At 56.1% G+C, this 6,238-nt stretch carries 9 protein-coding genes; 2 read left to right on the top strand and 7 right to left on the bottom strand.

Annotation, left to right across the window (positions count from 1 at the left end; genetic code table 11):
• Positions 1–98 precede the first annotated feature (98 nt).
• Together ACTNBU_RS12220 and ACTNBU_RS12215 are read right to left on the bottom strand one after the other, a co-directional pair.
• Complete coding sequence (locus tag ACTNBU_RS12220) at positions 99–317, bottom strand: DUF6440 family protein (protein ID WP_441034331.1); 219 nt, start codon at positions 315–317, stop codon at positions 99–101.
• A gap of 148 nt (positions 318–465) precedes the next feature.
• A complete protein-coding gene (locus ACTNBU_RS12215; RefSeq protein ID WP_441034329.1) occupies positions 466–1,728 on the bottom strand; it encodes a diaminopimelate decarboxylase in 1,263 nt (420 codons plus the stop codon).
• 217 nt (positions 1,729–1,945) lie between these two features.
• On the opposite strand from ACTNBU_RS12215, the gene ACTNBU_RS12210 reads away from it, so the two are divergent.
• Together ACTNBU_RS12210 and ACTNBU_RS12205 are read left to right on the top strand one after the other, a co-directional pair.
• The gene (locus tag ACTNBU_RS12210; protein WP_441034327.1) at positions 1,946–2,176 is read left to right on the top strand and encodes a hypothetical protein; all 231 of its coding nucleotides are present in this window, start codon (positions 1,946–1,948) and stop codon (positions 2,174–2,176) included.
• Between the two features lie 86 nt (positions 2,177–2,262).
• On the top strand, positions 2,263–2,436 hold the full coding sequence (locus ACTNBU_RS12205) for a DUF6472 family protein (protein ID WP_441034325.1): 174 nt from the start codon (positions 2,263–2,265) through the stop codon (positions 2,434–2,436).
• Positions 2,437–2,492: 56 nt separating this feature from the next.
• On the opposite strand, the gene ACTNBU_RS12200 is transcribed toward ACTNBU_RS12205, so the two are convergent.
• The 5 genes from ACTNBU_RS12200 to ACTNBU_RS12180 all read right to left on the bottom strand — a co-directional run bounded on the left by ACTNBU_RS12200 (position 2,493) and on the right by ACTNBU_RS12180 (position 5,545).
• A complete protein-coding gene (locus ACTNBU_RS12200; protein WP_441034323.1) occupies positions 2,493–2,921 on the bottom strand; it encodes an Hsp20/alpha crystallin family protein in 429 nt (142 codons plus the stop codon).
• Positions 2,922–3,181: 260 nt separating this feature from the next.
• Positions 3,182–3,388 (bottom strand): hypothetical protein, encoded by a 207-nt coding sequence (locus tag ACTNBU_RS12195; RefSeq protein ID WP_441034321.1) that lies wholly within the window; start codon positions 3,386–3,388, stop codon positions 3,182–3,184.
• Positions 3,388–4,497 (bottom strand): redox-regulated ATPase YchF, encoded by a 1,110-nt coding sequence (ychF, locus tag ACTNBU_RS12190; RefSeq protein WP_441034319.1) that lies wholly within the window; start codon positions 4,495–4,497, stop codon positions 3,388–3,390. The genes ACTNBU_RS12195 and ychF overlap by 1 nt, the downstream gene beginning before the upstream one ends.
• Positions 4,498–4,520: 23 nt before the next feature.
• Complete coding sequence (locus ACTNBU_RS12185) at positions 4,521–5,405, bottom strand: tyrosine-type recombinase/integrase (protein WP_441034317.1); 885 nt, start codon at positions 5,403–5,405, stop codon at positions 4,521–4,523.
• Positions 5,330–5,545 carry a hypothetical protein gene (locus ACTNBU_RS12180; RefSeq protein WP_441034333.1) on the bottom strand — a complete coding sequence of 72 codons (216 nt, stop codon included), beginning with the start codon at positions 5,543–5,545 and terminating at the stop codon, positions 5,330–5,332. Before ACTNBU_RS12180 ends, ACTNBU_RS12185 begins: the two co-directional genes overlap by 76 nt.
• Positions 5,546–6,238 lie beyond the last annotated feature (693 nt).

Raw genomic sequence — 6,238 nt, 5'->3', positions numbered from 1 at the left:
GTTCTGGTGCTGAATCTCCGCAAGATTCAGTGCGCCATTTTGCAACTACTTGCGTTTTTGCCGGCACTTCTCTCGCCTAAATAAAAATGGGCCATTATTCAGTAGTCATTAATTACAACGTTTCCCTCAGAATCAAGAAGAGGGGTAATACCACCGCCATAACCCGATTTCCAAACCAAGTAATTGACGCCTGTTTCTCCGTCCACAAGAATTTGCCGCATGCCAGACTCTTTCATCTGAGACCCATCGGTAAATACAACTTCAAATCTCTCTTCTTTTTTCCCCATTTTCCAATATCCTCCACGCAATATTTCCATAGATTCCGATTTCCGGGTCTGCTCGGCTCCATATTATCACACAACAGGATGCAATGCAAGAACAGCCACAGCAGATCAAACTGCTGTGGCTGTCATCTGTCTTATGCACAACGCCCCTTCCGGACGCCGGGGGGCGCTGTCGTTCCTGTTATTCCCACACCAGGGTGGCGAAGTAGTCCTCCACCGTCTCCGCCCGGCGGATCAGCTTCACGGAGCCGTCCTCCCGCAGCAGCAGCTCCGCGGAGCGCAGCTTGCCGTTGTAGTTGTAGCCCATGGAGAAGCCGTGGGCGCCGGTGTCGTGGATCACCAGCAGGTCCCCCATGTCGATCTTCGGCAGCATCCGGTCCACGGCGAACTTGTCGTTGTTCTCGCACAGGGAGCCCACCACGTCGTACTTGTGGTCGCAGGGATCGTCCTCCTTGCCCATGACGGTGATGTGGTGGTAGGCGCCGTACATGGCGGGGCGCATCAGGTTGCAGGCGCAGGCGTCCACGCCGATATACTCCTTGTAGATGTGCTTCTCGTGGCCCGCCCGGGTCACCAGATGGCCGTAGGGGGCCAGCATGTACCGGCCCAGCTCCGTGTACAGCGCCACGTCGCCCATTCCGGCGGGGACGAGAATCTCCTCATAGGCCTGCCGGACGCCCTGGCCGATAACGGCGATGTCGTTCTCCGGCTGGTCCGGCAGATAGGGCACGCCCACGCCGCCGGACAGGTTGATGAAGGTGATATGGCAGCCCGTCTCCTCCTTCAGCTCCGCCGCCAGACGGAACAGGATCCGGGCCAGTGAGGGATAGTAGTCGTTGGACATGGTGTTGGACGCCAGGAAGGCGTGGATGCCGAACTCCTTCGCCCCCTTGGCCTTCAGGATGCGGAAGGCCTCGGCGATCTGGGGCCGGGTCATGCCGTACTTGGAGTCGCCGGGGTTGTCCATCACCTGGAAGCCCTCGGCGGACTCCCCCAGGGTGAAGGTGCCGCCGGGATTGTACCGGCAGCAGATCTTCTCCGGGACGCGGCCCCCCAGGGCCTCCTCCAGCTCCGGGATCAGGGTGATGTCGTCCAGATTGATGATGGCCCCCAGGTCCGCCGCCTGCCGGAACTCCTCCGCCGGGGTCTCATTGGAGGAGAACATGACGCTCTCCCCGGTGACGCCCACCCGCTCCGACATCAGCAGCTCCGTGGTGGAGGAGCAGTCGCAGCCGCAGCCCTCCTCCTTCAGGATCTGGAGAATGGCGGGGGTGGGGGTGGCCTTTACGGCGAAATACTCCCGATAGCCGGGATTCCAGGCGAAGGCGGCCTTCAGGCGGCGGGCGTTGGCCCGGATGCCCTTCTCGTCGTAGATGTGGAAGGGAGTGGGATACCGGGCCGCGATGGCCTCCAGCTGGTCTTTTGTCACAAAGGGCTTTTTCATAGGGGGACCTCCATCCGCCGGCCGGTGAGCGCCGGGCCGGAAAAACATTTGGGTCTATTTTAGTGGCAGAAAGAAGACTTGTCAAGGAATTTGACGGCATTGGGCGAAGATACCGGAACCGGCGTGGGCCTTGAGGCAGTTCCCTGTTCTCTTGCAGGCCGTCCGGCTGCGTGATATAATGGAACTGACAGGCTGGAACCTGAAAGGAGCATATCGAATGAAGTGGATCATTGCGGCACTTGTTCTGGGAATCTTTCTGAATCTGTCTACTGCCAGCGGCACTTCATGGCCAATAGGCTCTGTTGTTGCTGTTGTAATCATGGGTATCTACATTAAAATCAGTCAGGACAGGCATTTTGAAGAACTGAAAGGTATCTTGGAAAAGGAAACTGCACCGGACAATATGAACGCTCCCGCGAGTAAAGACCGCACTGACATGGAGCAGTAAATCCCGGCGACGGAACGCCCCGGGCCGGAACGGCGGTTGTTTTTCCCCCGGCGGCGGGCTATAATGGGGACCGAGGTGAGATGACGATGGCCTTCATCTGCGACGACTGCGTCCACTACGACTGCGACGAGGAGGACGGCAGCTTTTACTGCACCATGGACCTGGATGAGGATGAGATGGAGAGGTTCCTCCGGGGCGGCAGCTGGGAGTGCCCCTTCTACCGCCGGGGCGACGACTACGCCACCGCCCGGCGGCAGTAGACCGGACGGCGAAAGGCCCGCCGCGATCTGCGGCGGGCCTTCCCGTTATGCGCTGTTCAGTTGATCTCGATCTGCTTCGCGGCGGGCTTTTCGATGCCTTTCTTGGGCAGCTTCAGGTCCAGCACACCGCCGTCGTAGTACGCCTGGATACCGTCGGTGTTGACGCCGGACATGTCGAAGGTGCGGCTGTAGGCGCCGTAGGAGCGCTCGCAGCAGACGTACTTGCCCTGCTTGTCCTTCTCCTCATGCTCGGAGTGGCGCTCCGCCTGGATGCGCAGGGTGTCGCCGTCCAGATCCAGATGGATGTCCTCCTTCTTGAAGCCGGGCAGATCCGCCTTCAGCTCGTAGTGGTCCCCCTCGTCGGTGATGTCGGTCTTGAAAGCCGCCAGATCCCGGCTGGAGAAGAAGTCGCTGTTCATCATCCGCTCCATGTCCGCGAACGGGTTCCACAGCTGGTTGTTATGATAGGGTCTCAGTTCAAACATGATCAATTCCTCCTTCAATATGTGGCGCATGATCCGGAATTGATCCGGCAGTCGATGGATCAGCAGGATGCCGCCGGATGGAACAGGCTCTCTTTCCGATCCCCTGTTCTTTTTTACAGGTCTTATCATATCCGGAAAAATCGGATATTGTGTGTTTTTCCTGTGAACGTTTTGTAAACGTTGGCACTCTTCAGTTAAGAGTGCTAATCCATGCAGATAAAGCAGTCCCGCCGCGGAATGCGGCGGGACTGTTGGTCTATCTATTCGTCCTCCCGGATGCCGTAGGCGGCGAACCGGGCGATGAGGTTCTGAAGGGTCAGCTTGTCCGTCAGAAGCTGGCGGTAGGTGGCGGTTTTGGTCCTTCCCTCCGCCCGGAGGGCCTCCATTTTGGCGGCAACGCCGTCCCGCTCCGCCAGAAGCTCCCGGTACAGGCGGTCATAGGCCGCCAAACGCTGGGCGTCCGTCATCAGACGTTGAACCGGAAGTAGATCATGTCGCCGTCCTGGACCACGTACTCCTTGCCCTCGCTGCGGAGCAGGCCCTTTTCCTTGGCGGCGTTGATGCTGCCGCACTTCATCATGTCGTCGTAGGCGATGACCTCCGCCCGGATGAAGCCCCGCTCGATGTCGGAGTGGATCTTACCGGCGGCCTGGGGGGCCTTGGTGCCCTTCTTGATCGTCCAGGCCCGGCACTCGTCCTTGCCGTAGGTCAGGAAGGAGATGAGGCCCAGCAGGGCGTAGGAGCACTTGATGAGCCGGTCCAGGCCGGACTCCTGCACCCCCAGTTCCTCCAGGAACATCTGCTTCTCCTCGCCCTCCAGCTCGGCGATGTCCTGCTCCAGCTTGGCGCAGATGGGCAGCACCTGGGCGCCCTCCTTCTCCGCCAGCTCCTTCACCTGCTGGTAATACTGGTTGCCGTCCAGGTCGGTGAAGCCGTCCTCGTCGGTGTTGGCGGCGTAGATGATGGGCTTCAGGCTCAGCAGGTCGCTGGTGGCGATGAGGGCCATGTCCTCCGGGTCACAGTCGTAGGTGCGGGCGGACTTTCCGGCGTTGAGATGCTCCGCCAGGCCCTTGAACACCTCCACCTCGTGGAGGAACTTCTTGTCGCCCTTGGCGGCCTTCGTCGCCTTATCGATGCGGCGATTCACCATCTCCAGGTCTGCCATGATCAGCTCCAGGTCGATGGTCTCGATGTCCCCCAGGGGGTCCACAGGGACGTTGGTGCCCGCGTCGGCCACCACATGCATGATGTTCTCATCGTCGAAGCAGCGCACCACATGGACGATGGCGTCGGTCTCCCGGATGTTGGCCAGGAACTTGTTGCCCAGGCCCGCGCCCTGGCTGGCGCCCTTGACGAGACCGGCGATGTCCACGAACTCGATGACCGCCGGGGTCTTCTTGTCGGGCTGGTACATCTCCGCCAGCTTGTCCAGCCGCTCGTCGGGGACGGCCACCATGCCCACATTCGGGTCGATGGTGCAGAAGGGATAGTTGGCGCTCTCCGCGCCGGCGTTGGTGATGGCGTTGAACAGCGTCGATTTGCCCACGTTGGGCAGGCCCACGATACCTAATTTCATATATTTTCACATCTCCTTAATTTTCAAGGGTTTCCGGGTTTTCGTCCTGCCCTTCCGCACCAATTCCGCACCAATTTTGCGCTATCCGCACTTTTCGGTACGAGAGAATTCGAACTGTCGAACTGCATTCGACATAGAATCATCGGTAACGTGGACATAACGATCCATGGTTGTCTTAATACTCGCATGGCCGAGTAATTTTTGCAATATCTTGGGCTGCATACCGCTCTCAATTGCTCTTGTGGCATATGTATGGCGTAATGCGTGCATACAGAATCGCTTAATTCCAGCCTCATCACACAGCTTGTAAAGATGCGTGTGTCATAGGAGCTGTTCTTTACAGGTTCACCAGTTCTCCAATTGACAAAAACAAGATCACGCATGACCAAGCATCCCGTCTGGCCTGTCCGCCTGTCCATATACTCCAGGACCTGCGACAATGTTTCAGACTGCTTTCTTGTGTCTTTCTCATTATAGCATTCCTGCAGAACCTGGAAAGCACGGTCAGTCAGCGGAATTGTGCGATAACTCGACTCCGTCTTGGGTGGTCCGGCACACCAGTATTTCTGTTTGTACCGGAATTCCAGAGTCTGATTGACTATCAGTGTACGCTTTTTCCAGTCAATTGAATCCCATGTCAACCCGATCAGCTCGCCGGTCCGCAAGCCTGTCTCCAACAGCAAGACATACTGCCTGTAGTTGTGAGATCGTTTGGCCGCAGCGAGGAACTGCTCCTGCTCGTCTTTGGTCAGATACTTGATATCATCGACAGCGCGAACTGACTCGGTATATCTCACACCGTTCATAGGATGCTTACCGATAATACCATTCATCACAGCCGCTTTGAACATCGTTCCCATAGCGATGTACGCCTGGCGTATTGTTGAACCCGCGTATTCAGTTTCCATCCGGTACAATACCGCCTTACAGTGATCGGCTCCACATCAACCATGCGCATGGGCCCCAGAATCGGCTGGATATTGATTTTATATCTCTCCCGATAATTCCGCTTGGTGTTTGGGGATAAATCGCAAATCAAATTCTCCATCCAAAAATTGAACCACATGTCAACTGTCATATCGGAGTTAAACTGAACAATGTCGTGTCTTTCCTCGTACTGAGCATCCGCGAGCCAGTTCTTGGCCTTCGGCAATGTATCAAAATGCTTCTCAGACCGCCTGGTCCCAGAACGGTATCGAGCCGAGTATTTACCATCCTTTCTTTGACAGATTCCTTTGCCGCATTCTCTGCCTTTCAAATTTTTGCCCATTGTCTATCCGAACTCCTTCCGTTATACGGTGAAAGAAAGTCCAACACGGCTTTGTATTATAGCATAGAACTCTCTCATTCTCAACACCCTTTCGGCAGTTATATCACCATGTTCTGCCGAATGAATTCTTCTAATTTCTTACGTTTGACGAGTTTTTTGTACCCACACACAGAACAAATGGGTAATTAGGCTGTTTCAGCATTGACTCGATTTTATTGATACAATGAATTGTCAAACTAAGTGCAACAGGAAATGAGTTCAAAGTCCCAGAGTTCCTGCGCAGAATGAAAGTTTAAGACGTTGCGAAACCTGGCGTTGATCAACGCCAGGTCAGGCTGTCGAAAAAGTCGAGCATAGCTAGGCTTTTTCGCATTTATATGGTAAAATAAGCATGGGTGATGAAAGATGCTTGAACGAGGGAAGCTGGATCGTGGAATCGTAGAAATCGTGGATACAGAAAGTTTGGTGCCG

It is taken from the genome of Dysosmobacter sp. HCP28S3_G4, from assembly GCF_052065175.1.
GTDB lineage: Bacteria > Bacillota > Clostridia > Oscillospirales > Oscillospiraceae > Oscillibacter.
The sequence above is the reverse complement of the archived record's forward strand: the minus strand, read 5'-3'. Positions and strand labels throughout refer to the sequence as shown.

Coding starts and splice junctions, on each gene's coding strand:
- ACTNBU_RS12220 (WP_441034331.1), bottom strand. CDS start 317: ATGGAAATATTGCGTGGAGGATATTGGAAAATGGGGAAAAAAGAAGAG.
- ACTNBU_RS12215 (WP_441034329.1), bottom strand. CDS start 1,728: ATGAAAAAGCCCTTTGTGACAAAAGACCAGCTGGAGGCCATCGCGGCC.
- ACTNBU_RS12210 (WP_441034327.1), top strand. CDS start 1,946: ATGAAGTGGATCATTGCGGCACTTGTTCTGGGAATCTTTCTGAATCTG.
- ACTNBU_RS12205 (WP_441034325.1), top strand. CDS start 2,263: ATGGCCTTCATCTGCGACGACTGCGTCCACTACGACTGCGACGAGGAG.
- ACTNBU_RS12200 (WP_441034323.1), bottom strand. CDS start 2,921: ATGTTTGAACTGAGACCCTATCATAACAACCAGCTGTGGAACCCGTTC.
- ACTNBU_RS12195 (WP_441034321.1), bottom strand. CDS start 3,388: ATGACGGACGCCCAGCGTTTGGCGGCCTATGACCGCCTGTACCGGGAG.
- ychF (WP_441034319.1), bottom strand. CDS start 4,497: ATGAAATTAGGTATCGTGGGCCTGCCCAACGTGGGCAAATCGACGCTG.
- ACTNBU_RS12185 (WP_441034317.1), bottom strand. CDS start 5,405: ATGGAAACTGAATACGCGGGTTCAACAATACGCCAGGCGTACATCGCT.
- ACTNBU_RS12180 (WP_441034333.1), bottom strand. CDS start 5,545: ATGGAGAATTTGATTTGCGATTTATCCCCAAACACCAAGCGGAATTAT.